Source organism: Halomonas sp. M4R1S46, assembly GCF_025725685.1.
Taxonomy (GTDB): domain Bacteria; phylum Pseudomonadota; class Gammaproteobacteria; order Pseudomonadales; family Halomonadaceae; genus Halomonas.
The window spans coordinates 107,232-121,041 of the sequence record NZ_CP107008.1 but is presented as its reverse complement, the minus strand read 5'-3'; the positions used below and the strand labels follow the sequence as shown (position 1 = coordinate 121,041).

The following is a 13,810-nucleotide window of genomic DNA, read 5'->3' as shown; positions in this document are numbered from 1 at the left end:
TCAGCCCTCCTCGCCGACGGCGCGCGGGGCGCGCGACGAGGCGATGCCGGCCGTGAACTCGTCGCGGAAGTGGGCCAGGGCGCTCGCCAGCGGCATCGCCGCCCCCGGGGCATGGGCACAGAAGGTGCGGCCGGGGCCGAGGTCCCGGGCCAGGTCCTCGAGCAGCTCGACATCGCCCGGCTCGCCCTCGCCACGCTCCAGGGCCGCCAGCAGCCTCACCGTCCAGGGCAGGCCATCGCGGCAGGGCGTGCACCAGCCGCAGGATTCCCGGGCGAAGAAGGCCTCGAGGTTGCGCAGCAGCGGTACCATCGGCTGGTCGTCGGGCACCACCGTCAACAGGCCGGTGCCCAGGCGGCTGCCGGCGTCACCGATGGTGTCGAAGTCCAGCGCCAGCGAGAGGTGCTCCGGCAGCAGGAAGCCGGTGCTCGCGCCCCCGGGCAGCCAGGCCTTGAGGCAGCGGCCACCGGTCAGCCCGCCGGCGCGCTCCAGCAGCTCGCCGGCGGGGGTGCCCATGGGCAGCTCCCAGAGCCCCGGCCGGGCGACCCGCCCCGAGACCCCGAACAGCTTGGTGCCGCCGTCCTCGCTGAGCCCCCCGGACAGCGCCTGGTACCAGTCGGCGCCGTGACGCATCACCCCCGGGACGTTGCACAGCGTCTCGACGTTGTTGACCACGGTGGGCTTGCCCCAGGCCCCGGACTGCCCGGGAAAGGGCGGCTTGGCCCGGGGATTGGCGCGATGTCCCTCCAGGGAGCTGATCAGCGCCGTCTCCTCGCCGCAGATGTAGCGCCCGGCGCCGGTATGCAGGGCGATGTCGAAGTCGAAGCCGCTGCCGGCGATGTCCGGCCCCAGCCAGCCGGCGTCGCGGGCCTCCTCGAGGGCCAGGGCGAGGGCCCGGGCGGCCTCGCGGTACTCGCCACGCAGGAAGATGTAGCCCTGCCGCGAACGGTTGGCGAAGCCGGCCAGGATCATGCCCTCGATCAGCAGGTGGGGCAGCTGCTCCATCAGCACGCGATCCTTGAAGGTCCCGGGCTCCATCTCGTCGGCATTGCACACCAGGTAGCCCCGCGGCAGGTCGCCGCCGGTCAGGGTCAGGCTCCACTTGGTGCCGGCGGAGAAGCCGGCCCCGCCCCGGCCGCGCACGTTGGCCGCCTGCATGGTGGCGATCACCGTCTCGGGCGTTCCCTCGCCGAGCACCTCGCGCACCGCGGCGTAGCCGTCCCGGGCCTGGTAGTCGTCGAGCGCGACCCGCCGGCCATCCTCGCGCAGCCGCCAGGTCAGCGGATGGGTCTCGGCGCGGCGCTCGGCGGGCGCCTCGCGCAGCCGGCTGCGATAGCGGGGCGCGACGCTCATGGATAGCCCTCCAGCAGCGCGTCGAGGTCGTCGGGGGCCAGCGGACCATAGGTGTCGTCGTCGATCATCAGCGCCGGGGCGCCGTCGCAGGCGCCCAGGCAACACACCGGCAGCAGCGTGAAGCGGCCGTCCGCGGTGGTCTGGCCGTAGCCGATCGACAGCCGTTCCTCCAGGGCGGCCCGCAGCTCGGCGAAGCCGCAGAGGAAGCAGGAGCTGCTGTCGCAGAGCAGGATCACGTGGCGGCCCACCGGCCGGCGGAAGATCAGGCTGTAGAAGGTCGCCACGCCTTCCACCTCGGCGACGCCGATGCCCAGCGCCGAGGCAATCGCCGGGATGGCGCCGTCGGGCACCCAGCCGTGGCGGCGCTGGACGATCTTGAGCGCCTCGATGCAGGCCGCCTGGGGCTGCTCGTAGTGGTCGCGCTCACGGCACATGGCCCGGCGGTCCGCGGCGTCGAGCACGAAGCCGTCACCGTCGGAGGCGATGGGGGCACGGGGCGGGGGTGTCGGGGTCTCGGGCATGATCAGCGGTCCACGTCGGCCATCACGAAGTCGATACTGCCCAGGTGGGCGATCAGGTCCGGCACGAAGCCGCCGCGCATCAGCGCCGGGATCTGCTGCAGGTGCGGGAAGCTGGGCGTGCGGATCCGGGTCCGGTAGCTGGTGGTGCCGCCATCGCTGGTCAGGTAGTAGCCATTGATGCCCTTGGTGGCCTCGACCATCGCCAGCGACTCGCCGGGGGGCAGCACCGGCCCCCAGGAGACCTGCAGGAAGTGGGTGATCAGGGTCTCGATGTGCTGCAGCATGCGCTCCCGGGGCGGCGGCGTAGTCAAGGGGTGGTCGGCCTTGTAGTCGCCGGCGGGCATGTGGTCGATGCACTGCTGGAGGATGCGCAGGCTCTGGCGCATCTCCTCGATGCGCAGCCGGCCGCGGTCGAAGGCGTCGCCGCGACTGCCCAGGGGCACCTCGAAGTCAAACTGCTCGTAGCCGGAATAGGGGCGGCGCTTGCGCAGGTCGAAGTCCAGCCCGGTGGCCCGCAGGTTGGGGCCGGTCACGCCCCAGGCCAGGGCCTCCGCGCTGTCGAAGGCGGCCACGTCGCGGGTGCGCTCGCGGACGATGGCGTTGTCCATCATCGACCGCTCGTATTCCCTGAGGCGTTTCGGCATCCAGTCGACGAAACCCTGCATCAGGGTATCCCAGCCCCGCGGCAGGTCCTGGGCGACGCCGCCGATGCGATACCAGGCCGGGTGCATGCGAAAGCCGGTGATCGCCTCGATGACCTCGTAGGCCTTCTGGCGATCGGTGAAGGTATAGAACACCGGCGACATGGCCCCCAGGTCCTGGAGGTAGGTCCCCAGGAACAGCAGGTGGCTCGAGATGCGGAACAGCTCGGCCATCATCACGCGGATGGTCGCCACCCGCGCCGGCACCTCGATGCCGGCCAGCTTCTCCACCGCGAGCACGTAGGGCAGGTTGTTCATCACCCCGCCGGTGTAGTCGATGCGGTCGGTGTAGGGGATGAAGCTGTGCCAGGTCTGGCGCTCGGCCATCTTCTCGGCGCCGCGATGGTGGTAGCCGATATCCGGCACGCAGTCGACGATCTCCTCGCCGTCGAGCTGCAGGATGATGCGAAAGGCCCCGTGGGCCGAGGGGTGATTGGGGCCGAGGTTGAGGAACATGAACTCGGTGTCCTCGCGCTGGCGGCGCATGCCCCAGGCCTCCGGGTCGAAGCGCAGCGCCTCCTGCTCGCGCTGCTGGCTCGCCACGGTCAGGGTGTAGGGATCGAACTCGGTGGCGCGGGCCGCGTGGTCCTTGCGCAGCGGATGGCCCTGCCAGGTCGGCGGCATCAGCAGCCGCGTCAGGTGCGGGTGCCCGGTGAAGCGGATGCCGAACATGTCCCACACCTCACGCTCGTACCAGGCCGCGTTGGGGAACACCCCGACACAGCTAGGCACCTCGAGGTCGGCGCCGTCCAGCGCCACCTTGAGCATCACATCGCGGTTACTCGCCACCGACAGCAGTTGGTAGAAGACCGTGAAGTCCGCCGCCGGCAGGCCCTCGCGATGGTCGCGCAGGCGCTCGTCCACCGCCGAGAGGTCGAACAGCATGGCGAAGGACGCCGGCGGGTCGCGCAGCGCCGCCAGGGCCTCGAGGAGGCAGCTCCGCTCCAGCCACAGCACCGGCATGCCGGTCTGGCTGTCCGGCTCGACCCACACGCGGTCGCCGAAGCGCTGCATGAGGGTCTCGACGACGGGGTCGGCCTCACTGCGGGGCGATGGCGACGCGAGGCGCATGGCGGTGGATCCTCCCGTATCGGTGTCGAAGTGACGGTCGGCTCAGATGCCGTCCGGCGAGCGCAGCTCGGTGGCCTGGATGCGCTGCTCCCGCCAGCGCTCGCGCTGGGAGGGCATCTCGGCCCGGTAGACCCCCTGGTCGCCGACCACCCAGGACAGCGGGCGCCGCTCCTGCTGGATCGCCTCCTGGAGCAGCAGCAGGCCCTGCAGGAAGGCCTCGGGGCGCGGCGGGCAGCCCGGCACATAGACGTCCACCGGCAGGAACTTGTCGACCCCCTGGACCACCGAGTAGATGTCGTACATGCCGCCGGAATTGGCGCAGGAGCCCATCGAGATCACCCACTTGGGCTCGAGCATCTGGTCGTAGAGCTGCTGGATCACCGGCGCCATCTTGAGGAAGCAGGTCCCGGCGATGACCATGACGTCGGCCTGCCGCGGCGAGGCGCGGATGACCTCGGCCCCGAAGCGTGCGATGTCGTGGGGGGCGGTGAAGGCCGTGGTCATCTCCACGTAGCAGCAGGACAGGCCGAAGTTGTAGGGCCACAGCGAGTTCTTGCGCCCCCAGTTGACCGCCGAGTGGAGGATCTCCTCGAGCCGGCCGGTGAAGACGCTGCGGTGCACCTGGTCGCGCAGGGGATCCGGGGTCGAGCGGCTCTCGCCCAAGGGGTAGCGGGCGCCGTCAGGCGGCTCGTCCGCCTCGGCGCGCGTCAACGTGTACTGCATCGGGCACCTCCCTCGGCCCGGCCGCCTGGCCGGGTCATGGCGACATCATGGAACGGATCAGGCGTCGGGCCGGCGCACCGGGGCGGGACGGCCCCGTCCCTTCGGCGCCCAGTCCAGCACGCCCACCCGGCTGTCGTAGAGCAGTCCGGCCAGCAGCACGAGGATGAACAGCGCCGCGGCCCAGAAGCCGGCCCAGCCCACCTCGCGCACCGACACGGCCCAGGCGAACAGGAAGACGGCCTCGATATCGAAGATCACGAATAGCATCGCGACCAGGTAGAACTTGACGGAGAAGCGGTGACGGGCGCTGCCGACGCCCGTCACGCCGGATTCGAAGGGGAGCGTCTTGCTGGGGCCGCGACTGCGTCCGCCGAGCAGGCTGGAGAGCCCCATCATCAGGGCACAGAGGGTGGCCACGGCAAGCAGGAAGAGCCCGATGGCCCAGTGCTCGGCAACCAGTGCTGTGGCGTCTTGCTCCATGGCAGGCCCTCGCCGCCGGATCCTTGGCCGGTCGTTCAGCGCCGGCCTCGATCGTTCACCGCGGCCCACCGTCGCCCGGCGTGGCCGCGCCGTATCGACAAGCCTAGAAGATGCTCGGGGTTTTGCGCGAGGCCGGCGCGCGTCTCATGCTCGGCACAGCGGCGCCAGCCAGGCCTCGGCGAGCCACAGCACGACGGCATAGCGGCCGCCCTTGGCGACGACGATCAGCGCCGCCGCTCGCCACCAGGCCAGGCGGAAGATCCCGGCCAGCACGGTGAGCGGATCGCCGATCACCGGTGCCCAGGCCAGCAGCAGGCTCCACTCGCCGTAGCGGTGGTACCAGCGCTCGCCCCGCGCCAGCCCCCGCGGCGAGACGGGGAACCAGCGCCGCGCCTGGAAGTGGCGCGCATAGCGCCCCAGGGCCACGTTGATCAGGCTGCCCAGGCTGTTGCCGGCGGTGGCCACTGCCCACAGCCCGAGCCAGCTCGGGTCCTGGCACCACTGCCGGGCCAGCCACACCTCGGAGCCGCCGGGCAGCAGGGTGGCGCTGGCCAGCGCCACCAGGAACAGGCTCAACATGGCCGAGCCCCGGCCGGCTGCAGTATGCTGAGCGCCGATTCACGACGACAAGATGACAAGACGATGTCCTCCATTCCCCATACCCTGACCATCGCCGGCTCCGACCCCTCCGGCGGCGCCGGGCTGCAAGGCGACCTCAAGACCCTCTCGGCGCTGGGCACCTATGCTACCAACGTCATCACCGCGGTGATCGCCCAGAACACCCGGGGCGTGGCCGCGGTGCACCCGGTCCCGGCGCCGGTGATCGCCGAGCAGCTCGACAACCTGCTCGAGGACGTGCATATCGATGCGGTGAAGATCGGCATGGTCGCCGACCGCGAGGTGGCCGAGACGATCGCCGCGGCGCTGCGCCGGCACCGGCCGCGCTGGATCGTGCTCGACCCGGTGATGGTGGCCAAGAGCGGTGACATCCTGGTGGATGCCGCCGGCATCGCCGCGGTGCGCGATGTGCTGGTGCCGCTGGCCGACGTCATCACCCCCAACCTGCCCGAGGCCGCGGTGTTGCTCGACACCGAGGCCCCGCGCACCCCGGATGCCATGGAGGCCATGCTGCCCGGCCTGCAGGCCCTGAAGGCGCCCTATGTGCTGCTCAAGGGCGGCCACCTGAGCGGCGAGGGCTGCCCGGACCTGCTGGCCACGCCCGCGGGTAGCGCCTGGCTGCCGGCGCCGCGCATCGCCACCGACAACCTGCACGGTACCGGCTGCGCGCTGTCCTCGGCCATCGCCGCCCGCCTCGCCCACCTGCCGCCGGATGCCTCGGACGAGGCCATCACCGCCGCCATCGGCGAGGCCAAGCGCTGGCTGCATGCGGCCCTCGAGGCCAGCCGGCGCCTGGCCGTGGGTCAGGGCCGAGGCCCCGTGCATCACTTCCACGCCTGGTGGTAGCGCATCCGGCTTGCGCCCCGCGCCGGGGCCGCCCATGCTGAGACGGTGATCTCCGGCGTCCTGAGGGTTGTGCCATGTCCCGCACCCTGCTGTTTGCCTGTGACCTCTCGGCCGAGAACCGCGCCGCCTTCGCCCGGGCCATCCGCCTGGCCAACCAGACCGGCGCCCGCCTCGACATCGTCCACGTGCTCGACCCCTATCTGCCGCGGCGGGTGCTGCACGACCTCGAGGAGGCGGTGGTGGCGGACATTGCCGCCACCCTGACCGACATCCGCGAGGACTATGCCCTGGACGAGCCGGCCAGCCTGATCCAGACGGTGGCCGGCGAGCCCTATGCCGAGATCATCCGCGAGGCCCATGAGCGCGAGGCCGACATGATCATCCTCGGCGCCCATCGCAAGCGCGGTCAGCCCGACCTGGTCGCCGGCACCACCCTGGCCCGGGTGCTGCGCAGCGCCCCCTGCCCGGTGCTCTCGGTCAGCCATCCGCCCACCCAGGAGTGGCACGACATCCTGGTGCCGGTGGACTTCTCGCTGACCTCCCGGCACACCCTGCGCGAGACCCTCAAGCGCTTCCCCGAGGGCCGCCTGACGCTGTTGCATGCCTGGAACATTCCCGGCGAGCGGGAGCTCGGGTCCGATACCGACTACGCGCGCTGGCGGGATCGCGAGGTGGAGCAGTTGCGCCGCCACCTCGAAGAGGAGACCGAGCAGCTGATGAGCGAGCTCGATGACGTGCCCGACCTGGAGCTGGTGCTGGAACAGGGCGATCCCCTCGACGTGCTGATGACCCACCTGCGGCGCCAGCCTCCCGACCTGCTGGCCCTGGGCAGCCGCGGCCAGCTGGGCCGCCACAGCCAGATCACCGAGCGGCTGCTGGCCGAACCCCACTGCGACATCATGCTCTGCCGCGCCTGGTAGCGACGACCACACCCTATACAGAACTCCTACAGAAAGGCGCTGTCATCACGGGATGCCGTTCCCCACGTGGAGGCGTCCCGTGCCCACCCCCGCATCGCTCTCCCCCGCCTGCTGGCCGTCCTGGTGCTGGCCGCGGCCCCCAGCCACGATGCCCGGCTGGGGCGCTGAGACCGGGCCATGCTAGGCTCCCGGGCTTCAGCCAACGAGGGAGCCCCCCATGAAAGCCCTGATCCAGCGCGTGCGCCATGCCAGCGTGACCGTGGACGGTCGTGAGACCGGTGCCATCGACCACGGCCTGCTGGCCCTGGTCGGCGTCGAGAAAGGCGACGACGAGCCCCAGGTCGAGCGACTGCTGCACAAGCTGCTGCACTACCGGGTGTTCGGCGATGCGGACGGCAAGATGAACCGTAACCTGCAGCAAGTCGATGGCGGCCTGTTGCTGGTCTCCCAGTTCACCCTGGCCGCCGATACCCGCAAGGGGCTGCGCCCCAGTTTCTCCAGTGCCGCCCCCCCGGCCGAGGGGGAGCGCCTGTTCGAGCGGCTGGTCGAGCGGGCCCGGGCCGCCTGGCCGCGGGTGGCCACCGGCGAGTTCGGTGCCGACATGCAGGTGGCGCTGGTCAACGACGGCCCGGTGACCTTCCTGCTGGAGAGCCACTGACCCCTACCTTGGTCGTAGGAAAATGGAATGGAAATGGGTTGCATGGGGTGGAAAAAGTACACAGGATAGATTGTGTACAAAAACAAGTGGTGATTGTCTCCATGTCTACTCCCCGCAACAGCACGTCCGTCTTCGAGTTCCAGGGACGGCCCCCGCTGGCTCGTGCCCTGCCGCTGTCGCTGCAGCACATCCTGGCGATGATCATGGGCACCGTGACCGTGCCCATCATCGTCGCCGGCACCGTGGGCGCCTCCCTCGGCGACACCATGTGGCTGATCCAGATCTCGCTGCTCGCCTCCGGGGTCTCCACCCTGCTCCAGCTCTACGGCCTACGCCGCTTCGGGGCCCGCCTGCCCACCATCTTCGGCGTGGGCTTCGCCTATGTGCCGACGCTGACCGCCGTGGGCGCCCAGTACGGCATCGAGGGGATCCTCGGCGCCCAGGTGATCGGTGGGGTGGCGATGATCCTGGTCGGCATGGGCATCCAGCACATCCGCCACTTCTTCCCGCCCGTGGTGGCCGGGACCGTGGTGCTGGTGATCGGCCTGTCGCTCTACGACATCGCCATCAACTACATGGCCGGCGGCATCGGCCAGGCCGGCTACGGGGAACCGCGGCACTGGCAGGTGGCGGGGGTGACCCTGGGGGTGGTGCTGGTCGTCTCGCAGTTCGCCCGGGGCTTCCTCAAGCTCTCGGCGATCATCTGCGGCATCCTGGTGGGCTACGGCCTGGCCCTGGCGATGGGCATGGTGGACTTCTCGCCGGTCCACGAGGCCGCCTGGTTCAGCGCCCCACGGCTGCTGCCCTTCGAGCTGGCCTTCCATCCCGCGGCCATCGTCTCGCTGGTGATCATCTGCGTGATCAACTCGGTGCAGACCATCGGCGATCTCTCGGCCACCACGGTGGGCGGCATGGACCGCGAGCTGGGCCGCAAGGAGCTCTCCGGCGGCCTGCTGGGCAATGGCCTGTGCACCACCCTGGGCTCGCTGTTCGGGGCCCTGCCCACCGCCTCCTACAGCCAGAACGTCGGCATCGTGGCGATGACCAAGGTGATCAGTCGCACCGTGCTGGCCCTGGCGGCGGCCTTCATGCTGCTGGCGGGGCTGGTGCCCAAGTTCGGCGCAATGATGACCACCATTCCCTACCCGGTGCTGGGCGGGGCCACCGTCACGGTGTTCGGCATGATCACCATGACCGGCATCCAGCTGCTGACCCGGGACGAGCTGTCGTCGCGCAACATCACCATCGCCAGCCTGGCCCTGGCGCTGAGCCTGGGCATCTATGCCGCGCCGGAGGCCATCGCCGGCTTCCCGGAGATGGTCCGGCTGGTCATCGGCGGCTCGCCGATCGTGGTGGCGGCGCTGGTCGCGATCACCCTGAACCTGGTGTTGCCCCGCAAGAGCCTCGACGACGAGCGCCGCGAGCGCGAGGACATCGCCGAGCAGATGCAGGCATCGCCCGAGGCGACGGGAGGCCAGCAGCGCAAGGCCTCGTCCTGAGCCGCGCCGCTTCCGGTCAGGGCGCCTGGAGCTCGGCGGCCAGCCGCTCCAGGGCCTCCTCCGCGGCCAGCCACTCCTGCTCGAGGGCCTCGAGCCGCGCGGCCAGCTCGCCCTGCTCGGCGAGGCGCGCGGTGAGCTCGTCCTTGCGCGCCTCGTCGGTGTAGAGCTCGGCCTCGGCCAGGCTCGCCTCCACGCCGGCCAGGGCCTGCTGCACCGTCTCCATCTCGCGCTCGGCCCGGTCGCGGTCGCGCTTGAGGGGCCGGAGCTTCTCGCGCAGCTCGGCGGCGGCCCGACGCGCCGCCTTGCGATCCTCCCGGGGCGCCTCGCCGGCGTCCTGGCGCTCGGCCTTCTCCACCCGCGCCTCGCGGCGCTCCTGCTCGAGGCGCGTCTTGAGCCAGGCCCGGTAGTCGTCCAGGTCGCCGTCGAAGGGGGTCACGCGGTGGTCGGCCACCCGCCAGAACTCGTCCACCGTGGCCCGCAGCAGGTGCCGGTCGTGGGAGACCACGATCACCGTGCCCTCGAAGCTCGCCAGCGCCTCGGTGAGCGCCTCGCGCATCTCCAGGTCCAGGTGGTTGGTGGGCTCGTCGAGCAGCAGCAGGTTGGGCTTCTGCCAGGCCACCAGGGCCAGCGCCAGCCGGGCCTTCTCGCCGCCGGAGAAGCGTGCCACGTCCGCGAAGACGTCGTCGCCGTGGAAGCCGAAGCCGCCCAGGAAGTTGCGGATATCGAGGTCGGCGGCCCGCGGGGAGAGCCGCTGGACGTGCATGAAGGGGGTGGCCGAGAGATCCAGGCTCTCCAGCTGGTGCTGGGCGAAGTAGCCGATGGCCAGGTGCTCGCCGGGCACCCGGCGCCCGGCCAGCAGCGGCAGCTCACCGGTCAGCGACTTGATCAGGGTCGACTTGCCGGCGCCGTTGGGTCCCAGCAGGCCGATGCGCTGGCCCGGCTGGAGGGCCAGCCTGACGTGGTCGAGCTGCACGGTGTCGCCGTCCTCGCCGGCATAGCCGAGCGCGGCCTCGTCCAGCACCAGCAGGGGATGGGAGGTCCTGTCGGCGGCGGGGATGGTGAAGTGGAAGGGCGAGTCGGCGTGGGCCACGGCGATGTCGCCCATGCGCTCGAGCATCTTCAGCCGGCTCTGGGCCTGGCGGGCCTTGGTGGCCTTGTAGCGGAAGCGCGCCACGAAGCGCTCGATCTCCTCCTTGCGGGCCTGTTGCTTGGCGGCCTCGGCCTGCTGCAGGGCCAGCTTCTCGGCGCGGGTGCGCTCGAAGGTCGAATAGTTGCCCCGATAGAGCACCAGGCGGCGACGATCGAAGTGCACGATATGGTCGCAGACGGCGTCGAGGAAGTCGCGGTCGTGGGAGATCAGCAGCAGGGTCCCGGGATAGCGGGTCAGCCACTGCTCCAGCCACAGCAGGGCGTCGAGGTCCAGGTGGTTGGTGGGCTCGTCGAGCAGCAGCACGTCGGAGGGCATGAAGAGGGTGCGCGCCAGGTTGACGCGCATCCGCCAGCCACCGGAGAAGTCCGCCAGCGGGCGGTCCAGGTCGGCCTGGCCGAAACCCAGCCCGACCAGCAGCTGAGCCGCCCGGGCCGGGGCGCTGTAGCCATCCAGCGCCTCGATGGCACCGTGCAGTTCCGCCTCGCGATGATCGTCGCCGCGGGCCCGGGCCGCCTCCAGGGCCGCCTCGGTGTCGCGCAGGACCCGGTCGCCGTCGAGCACGTAATCGAGGATGCTGCGCTCCAGCGCCTCCACCTCCTGGGCCATATGGGCGATGCGCTGGCCCCCGCTCATCTCCAGCTCGCCGCGGTCCGGGGCGAGCGCACCGAGCAGCAGGCCGAACAGGCTCGACTTGCCGGCACCGTTGGGCCCCACGATGCCCGCCTTGTGACCGGCATGCAGGGTCAGGTCGGCGTCCTCGAACAGCGCTTGGGTGCCGCGTTGCAGGGAAACTTGGCGCAGTGCGATCATGCAGGCTCCACTCTGATGCGTGAGGCTGCCGCCATGGCGACGACAACCGTGTCATGACCGACGATTCTACCGAATTGCCGTCGACTCTGCGGTCCCGCCTGGCCAACAGCCCGCTGTGGGACTTCGCCCTGGCCCTCTATGGCCGCCCAGGAGTCGAGACCGCCTGCCTGCACCTCCAGGACGACGCCGGCATCGACGTGACCGAGCTGCTCTGGCGCTGCTGGCTCTATCGGCACGGCCTGGCGACCGGCGAGGCTCCCGAGGCGGTCGGCCGCTGGCAGGCCGAGGTCACGGCACCGCTGCGCCGGCTGCGCCGTGCCCTGAAGGACGAGGCGCGTCACCGGGCGGGGGTCGCCGCCCTGCGCGAGCGCCTCAAGGCGTGCGAACTCGATGCCGAGCGCGAGGCGCTCGTCCGCCTCGAGGAACACAGCCTCGCCGGCCACGCCCTGCGCCCCCTCTCGCAGCCCGTCCCGGGACTCGAAACCGTCCTGCCTCTTGTTTCGCAACTACAGAAAAAATCGCATCTTTTTGCCTTGAGAACGTTGGAAGGCCAGCTTGACCCCTCCTGCCCCCCCAGCTAGCCTGAATTCACCTGCAACAATAAAACCATCGTTTACGCCGGGCGATATCACCTTGATTCTCCGGCCATATCAGCAGAGGAAGCTATATGAAGACGTCACACAAGCTGTTGGCCACCGCCGGCATCGGCGCCGTGGTACTGGGCATGTCCTCCGCCGCCTATGCGGACAACTGGCGCTATGCCCATGAGGAGTACGAGGGTGATGTACAGGACGTTTTCGCCCAGGAATTCAAGCGCTACGTGGAGGAAAACTCCGACCACAGCGTACAGGTCTACCGCTTCGGTGAGCTCGGCGAGTCCGACGACATCATGGAGCAGACCCAGAACGGCATCCTGCAGTTCGTCAACCAGTCACCCGGCTTCACCGGCTCCCTCATCCCCGCGGCGCAGATCTTCTTCATCCCCTACCTGATGCCCACCGACATGGAGACGGTGCTTCAGTTCTTCGACGAGAGCAAGGCCATCAACGAGATGTTCCCTGAGCTCTACGCCGAGCATGGCCTGAAGCTGCTCAAGATGTATCCGGAAGGCGAGATGGTGGTCACCGCCGACGAGCCAATCACCGAGCCCGCGGACTTCGACAACAAGAAGATCCGCGTGATGACCAACCCGCTGCTCGCCGAGACCTACAACGCCTTCGGCGCCACCGCCACGCCGCTGCCCTGGGGCGAGGTCTACGGCGGTCTGCAGACCGGCATCATCGACGGCCAGGAGAACCCGATCTTCTGGATCGAGTCCGGCGGCCTCTACGAGGTCTCCCCGCACCTGACCTTCACCGGGCATGGCTGGTTCACCACCGCCATGATGGCCAACCTGGACTTCTACGAGGGCCTCTCCGAGGAGGACCAGCAACTGGTGCAGGACGCATCCGACGCGGCCTATGACCACACCATCGAGCACATCCAGGGCCTGGCCGAGGAATCGCTGGCCAAGATCCAGGAGGCCTCCGACGAGGTCACGGTGACGCGCCTCACCGACGAGCAGATCCAGGCCTTCAAGGAGCGCGCGCCCCAGGTCGAGGACAAGTTCCTCGAGATGACCGGCGAGGACGGCAAGGCGCTGCTCGAGCAGTTCAAGGCCGACCTCGAGGCCGTGGAGGGGCAGGATCAGGGCTGATCCCGGCCCACGGCCGCCAAGCACCCACGGGAGGGGGCAGCCAAGCTGCCCCCGCTTTGTTTCCGGCCCCCGTCCATCAGCGTTCACGCAACGTTGATCCCGCGGGTGCCCCGACACGACGCGAGCCATTACGCTGCTCGACAGGGATGCCGGTTTTCCGCCATGTCCGCTGCAAGGGAGTACGGCCATGACCGACGAAGATTCCGAGAAGCACTACCGCTCCGGACTGCCGGGGTTCCTCGGCACCATCGATACCTTCATCAGCAAGGTCGAGGCGGTCATCCTCGCCGTGGGCGTGCTGTTGATGGCCACCAATACCATCACCAACGTCTTCGGCCGCTTCGTGCTCGGCTCCAGCATCTTCTTTTCCGGCGAGATCAACCGCATCCTGATCATCATGATCACCTTCGCCGGTATCGGCTATGCGGCGCGCCACGGCCGCCATATCCGCATGTCGGCGATCTACGATGCCCTGCCGGTGGGCGGCCGCCGGGCCCTGATGATCGTGATCTCGCTGTTCACCTCCCTGGTGATGTTCTTCCTGCTGTATTACTCGGTCATCTATATCCTTGACCTCTACGACAAGGGGCGCATCCTGCCGGCCCTGGGCTTCCCCATCTTCATCATCTATGTCTGGGTCCCCCTGGGCTTCCTGATCACCGGTATCCAGTACCTGCTCACCGCCATCAAGAACATGACATCCCACGATGTCTACCTGTCGACCACGGTAGTCGACGGCTACAAGGATACGGAAACGGAAGTCTGAC

At 69.6% G+C, this 13,810-nt stretch carries 14 protein-coding genes; 7 read left to right on the top strand and 7 right to left on the bottom strand.

The window, feature by feature from the left end; translation table 11 throughout:
* From OCT48_RS00580 to OCT48_RS00555, 6 genes are all read right to left on the bottom strand, one after another.
* A complete protein-coding gene (locus OCT48_RS00580) occupies positions 1-1,350 on the bottom strand; it encodes an NADH-ubiquinone oxidoreductase-F iron-sulfur binding region domain-containing protein (RefSeq protein WP_263590875.1) in 1,350 nt (449 codons plus the stop codon).
* Positions 1,347-1,871 carry an NADH-quinone oxidoreductase subunit NuoE gene (nuoE, locus tag OCT48_RS00575; RefSeq protein WP_263590874.1) on the bottom strand — a complete coding sequence of 175 codons (525 nt, stop codon included), beginning with the start codon at positions 1,869-1,871 and terminating at the stop codon, positions 1,347-1,349. The genes OCT48_RS00580 and nuoE overlap by 4 nt, the downstream gene beginning before the upstream one ends.
* 2 nt (positions 1,872-1,873) lie before the next feature.
* Entirely contained in the window at positions 1,874-3,643 is a 1,770-nt protein-coding gene (gene nuoC / locus OCT48_RS00570; protein WP_263590873.1) for an NADH-quinone oxidoreductase subunit C/D, read from the bottom strand.
* 42 nt (positions 3,644-3,685) lie between these two features.
* Positions 3,686-4,366, bottom strand: a complete 681-nt coding sequence (locus OCT48_RS00565; protein WP_263590872.1) for an NADH-quinone oxidoreductase subunit B — start codon at positions 4,364-4,366, stop codon at positions 3,686-3,688.
* A gap of 57 nt (positions 4,367-4,423) precedes the next feature.
* Positions 4,424-4,846, bottom strand: coding sequence for an NADH-quinone oxidoreductase subunit A (locus tag OCT48_RS00560; protein ID WP_263590871.1), 423 nt, complete (start codon positions 4,844-4,846; stop codon positions 4,424-4,426).
* 144 nt (positions 4,847-4,990) lie between these two features.
* Positions 4,991-5,425, bottom strand: coding sequence for a YqaA family protein (locus OCT48_RS00555; RefSeq protein WP_263590870.1), 435 nt, complete (start codon positions 5,423-5,425; stop codon positions 4,991-4,993).
* Between the two features lie 63 nt (positions 5,426-5,488).
* Between OCT48_RS00555 and thiD the strand changes: the two genes are divergently transcribed.
* The 4 genes from thiD (at position 5,489) to OCT48_RS00535 (ending at position 9,387) form a co-directional block, all read left to right on the top strand.
* Positions 5,489-6,310, top strand: coding sequence for a bifunctional hydroxymethylpyrimidine kinase/phosphomethylpyrimidine kinase (thiD, locus tag OCT48_RS00550; protein WP_263590869.1), 822 nt, complete (start codon positions 5,489-5,491; stop codon positions 6,308-6,310).
* A gap of 74 nt (positions 6,311-6,384) precedes the next feature.
* Positions 6,385-7,230, top strand: coding sequence for a universal stress protein (locus tag OCT48_RS00545; protein ID WP_263590868.1), 846 nt, complete (start codon positions 6,385-6,387; stop codon positions 7,228-7,230).
* 217 nt (positions 7,231-7,447) lie between these two features.
* On the top strand, positions 7,448-7,888 hold the full coding sequence (gene dtd, locus OCT48_RS00540) for a D-aminoacyl-tRNA deacylase (RefSeq protein WP_263590867.1): 441 nt from the start codon (positions 7,448-7,450) through the stop codon (positions 7,886-7,888).
* Between the two features lie 101 nt (positions 7,889-7,989).
* A complete protein-coding gene (locus OCT48_RS00535) occupies positions 7,990-9,387 on the top strand; it encodes a uracil-xanthine permease family protein (RefSeq protein WP_263590866.1) in 1,398 nt (465 codons plus the stop codon).
* Positions 9,388-9,403: 16 nt separating this feature from the next.
* Here the strand turns inward: OCT48_RS00535 and OCT48_RS00530 are convergent, their stop codons facing one another.
* Entirely contained in the window at positions 9,404-11,347 is a 1,944-nt protein-coding gene (locus tag OCT48_RS00530) for an ABC-F family ATP-binding cassette domain-containing protein (RefSeq protein WP_263590865.1), read from the bottom strand.
* A gap of 53 nt (positions 11,348-11,400) precedes the next feature.
* On the opposite strand from OCT48_RS00530, the gene OCT48_RS00525 reads away from it, so the two are divergent.
* From OCT48_RS00525 to OCT48_RS00515, 3 genes are all read left to right on the top strand, one after another.
* Positions 11,401-11,928 (top strand): TIGR02444 family protein, encoded by a 528-nt coding sequence (locus OCT48_RS00525; RefSeq protein WP_263590864.1) that lies wholly within the window; start codon positions 11,401-11,403, stop codon positions 11,926-11,928.
* Positions 11,929-12,014: 86 nt separating this feature from the next.
* Positions 12,015-13,043 carry a TRAP transporter substrate-binding protein DctP gene (dctP, locus tag OCT48_RS00520; protein WP_263590863.1) on the top strand — a complete coding sequence of 343 codons (1,029 nt, stop codon included), beginning with the start codon at positions 12,015-12,017 and terminating at the stop codon, positions 13,041-13,043.
* A gap of 187 nt (positions 13,044-13,230) precedes the next feature.
* Positions 13,231-13,809 (top strand): TRAP transporter small permease, encoded by a 579-nt coding sequence (locus OCT48_RS00515; protein WP_263590862.1) that lies wholly within the window; start codon positions 13,231-13,233, stop codon positions 13,807-13,809.
* The last annotated feature ends 1 nt before the right edge of the window (position 13,810 follow it).

Bases quoted from the DNA above. Each gene is read 5' to 3' on its own strand.
- dctP (WP_263590863.1), top strand. From the start codon at position 12,015: ATGAAGACGTCACACAAGCTGTTGGCCACCGCCGGCATCGGCGCCGTG.
- OCT48_RS00565 (WP_263590872.1), bottom strand. From the start codon at position 4,366: ATGCAGTACACGTTGACGCGCGCCGAGGCGGACGAGCCGCCTGACGGC.
- OCT48_RS00530 (WP_263590865.1), bottom strand. From the start codon at position 11,347: ATGATCGCACTGCGCCAAGTTTCCCTGCAACGCGGCACCCAAGCGCTG.
- thiD (WP_263590869.1), top strand. From the start codon at position 5,489: ATGTCCTCCATTCCCCATACCCTGACCATCGCCGGCTCCGACCCCTCC.
- OCT48_RS00515 (WP_263590862.1), top strand. From the start codon at position 13,231: ATGACCGACGAAGATTCCGAGAAGCACTACCGCTCCGGACTGCCGGGG.
- OCT48_RS00580 (WP_263590875.1), bottom strand. From the start codon at position 1,350: ATGAGCGTCGCGCCCCGCTATCGCAGCCGGCTGCGCGAGGCGCCCGCC.
- OCT48_RS00525 (WP_263590864.1), top strand. From the start codon at position 11,401: ATGACCGACGATTCTACCGAATTGCCGTCGACTCTGCGGTCCCGCCTG.
- nuoC (WP_263590873.1), bottom strand. From the start codon at position 3,643: ATGCGCCTCGCGTCGCCATCGCCCCGCAGTGAGGCCGACCCCGTCGTC.
- dtd (WP_263590867.1), top strand. From the start codon at position 7,448: ATGAAAGCCCTGATCCAGCGCGTGCGCCATGCCAGCGTGACCGTGGAC.
- OCT48_RS00535 (WP_263590866.1), top strand. From the start codon at position 7,990: ATGTCTACTCCCCGCAACAGCACGTCCGTCTTCGAGTTCCAGGGACGG.
- OCT48_RS00555 (WP_263590870.1), bottom strand. From the start codon at position 5,425: ATGTTGAGCCTGTTCCTGGTGGCGCTGGCCAGCGCCACCCTGCTGCCC.
- OCT48_RS00560 (WP_263590871.1), bottom strand. From the start codon at position 4,846: ATGGAGCAAGACGCCACAGCACTGGTTGCCGAGCACTGGGCCATCGGG.
- nuoE (WP_263590874.1), bottom strand. From the start codon at position 1,871: ATGCCCGAGACCCCGACACCCCCGCCCCGTGCCCCCATCGCCTCCGAC.
- OCT48_RS00545 (WP_263590868.1), top strand. From the start codon at position 6,385: ATGTCCCGCACCCTGCTGTTTGCCTGTGACCTCTCGGCCGAGAACCGC.